The following is a 2575-nucleotide window of genomic DNA, read 5'->3' on the forward strand; positions in this document are numbered from 1 at the left end:
TGTGTTTTGTCAAGTTGTTTTAGGCCGTTTCGGCTCGAATTTTTAGGCCAGTTCGGCACGGTTTTGGGCCGTTTGAGCGTTGCTGGGGTTTTGAGGGTTATTTCATGAGGGCGTTTGCCATGCGGTAGGACTGGCCGGTGAAGGTAATCATGCGTCCGTGGTGGACGATGCGGTCGATGGCTGCCGCTGCCATGTCATCGTTGCCGAAGACTTGGCCCCATTGGGAAAACGCGAGGTTGGTGGTGATGATCAGGCTGCGTTGTTCGTAGGCGTCGGCGATGGCTTGGAAAAGTAACCGTGCACCGTCAGTGTCGATGGGGATGTAGCCGAGTTCGTCGATGACGAGGAGCTTGTTTTTGCCGAGTGCTGCGAGTTCTTTGTCGAGTCTTCCTGCCTGTTTAGCGTTGCGTAAGTGGTCGACTAGGCCGGCGGCGGTGAAAAACCTTGCTGGGATGCCTGCAAGGCATGTTTGGGTGGCTAGCGCGATGGCGAGATGTGTTTTCCCGGTGCCGACGTCACCGTAGAAGACGAGGTCTTCACATCCGTTGAGAAACTCAAGCGTGGTGAGGTGTTCGCGGGTGATGTCCGTGGGCAGGGTCACTGGTGACCAGTCGTAGCCGTCGAGGGTTTTGCGTACTGGCACACGCGCACGGTGCATGAGGCGGCGGGCTCTGGATGCTGCTCTGGAAGAAAGTTCAGCTTCGAACAATTCGATGAGGATGTCGCACTGGCGTGGGGTGGCGTGTTCAACGCATTGGCGTAACACAGCGGTGGTCAAATAGAGCTGGCGGCCGAGTGTGACAACTTGGTTTTTGGTGGTTGTAGCGCTCATTTTAGGTCGCCTCCGCATGCTGTGGGGTGTTGATTGTGGTGGCAAGGAGTTGGTCGTAGGTAGCCAGGTTTGCTCTGGTGTGCTGTGTTGGTGGTGGGGTGCTGTATCGTGCAGCGATGCCAAGATGCGGTCCGGTTGGTTGAGCGTTGGCTTCTAAAAGTGCTGCAGCGGCGGTGACGGTGGCGTCGAAACCGCATTCTGCGGCGGTGGTTTGTGCATGGGTGAAAAACTCACGGCGTGTGACGGTATCTGCTTCGTCGAGGTAGCCGACGACGTTATCCGGCATATGGTGGCGAAGTGGTGAGTTCTTCCACGCTCCCGGCTTTTTGGCTAACCCTGGCAGCAGACTTATGGGGTTGATCACTGTAGCGTCTGCAGTGCCGAAGACTCTCGGCAGCGCGATGATGCGTCGAGACTCCTCGTCTAAGACGGTGATGGTGTCGTGGGACAATTCCAGTGTGACTTGCCTGTTTGCCCAGGCAGGCCCGACTAGGTAGCGGTTGCCTGCTACGGTGACAATCCCGGTTTTATCGGTGCGACGCACTTCGAAACGCACCGGATTAAACCGCACCGACGGACATGCTTTGAGCGCTTGTTGATCGTGTTGAAACAGATCAGCGATTACCGCTGCCTTCTTATAATGGGTCTGCTTGGCAAACGCGGCACACCCAGAGTCCAGAAGAGCGTTTAGTTCTGCCAGTGAAGCAACTTCTGGCACGGGAACGAGCAGGTTTCGGCGGATGAACCCGACAGCGTTTTCCACATTGCCTTTCTCATGGCCTGAATACGGGTTGCAGTAACGCGACCGAGTCCGATAGTGCGCTTTAAACGCGGCGAAGAGCTCTGATTCGACAACCTTCGGGCCGACACGGCGTCCAATAGCAGTAGCGTTATCGAAGACCATCTCAGTCGGCACTCCGCCGGCAGCATCGATGACATCCAGCAATCCGGTAATGACACACTCGGCGGTTTCACCGGCGAAGGCCCTGCAAAACCTCATATTCGAGTACGGAAACGTCACCACCAAAAGGTGTACAACCTTCACATCTGACGCCAGGTTGATTTCTGCCTGGCCGAAATCAACCTGGATGACCCCGGGAGACCATTCCAACTCCATGAACCCATCTCCTGGGGCTTTATGGTCCTGCCTCCACTGCTTGACGTAGCGCTGTACCGGCGAATACGAGCCGGTATATCCATGTTCGGCGGCAAGCCGGTCACAGATGCGCTGCGCAGTGTGGCGTTGCTTGCGCGGCATGCGCTGATCTTGCTCAAGCCACCGATCAATCACGGCACACAACGTCTCACCGAGCGCTAGTGATCCTGGCTTATGTAATTTAACTGGCGGGATAGGGCTGAAATCGTCCTGGTTGACGTACTTATCGACCGTAGCGCGAGATACCGATACCGCCTTCGCGATCGCTCGTCGGGACATTCCCTCGTCATCGAGCTGTCTGATAGTTTCGATCGTGGTCATGCTGATTGTCATCTACTTTCTGGTCCCTTCCTGAAAAACCAAGTCCCGGACCTCGCAGCCAAACGAAGATGGGACATTTCTCAGGAACAGAAACCTACTGGGATGGTTACTCGGCATGGCCCTTTTTCATTCCAAAAGAGCCACACCAGTCACAGCAACGCACCAGGAAAGTGGCCTACTTTTTCACGCTGAAACGGACTAAAACAGGCCGCCGAAACGGACTACTTCCCAAGCCGAACTGGACCACCTACATCAGATCAGACACA

2 protein-coding genes are annotated in these 2575 nt (G+C 55.7%); both read right to left on the bottom strand.

Annotation, left to right across the window (positions count from 1 at the left end; translation table 11 throughout):
• Positions 1 to 97: 97 nt before the first annotated feature.
• Positions 98 to 832, bottom strand: a complete 735-nt coding sequence (gene istB, locus Q0U90_RS11595; protein WP_101733627.1) for an IS21-like element helper ATPase IstB — start codon at positions 830 to 832, stop codon at positions 98 to 100.
• A 1-nt stretch (position 833) separates the two neighbouring features.
• Positions 834 to 2309, bottom strand: a complete 1476-nt coding sequence (istA, locus tag Q0U90_RS11600; protein WP_070570999.1) for an IS21 family transposase — start codon at positions 2307 to 2309, stop codon at positions 834 to 836.
• Positions 2310 to 2575: the final 266 nt, after the last annotated feature.

This window comes from uncultured Corynebacterium sp., assembly GCF_946998835.1.
Taxonomy (GTDB): domain Bacteria; phylum Actinomycetota; class Actinomycetes; order Mycobacteriales; family Mycobacteriaceae; genus Corynebacterium.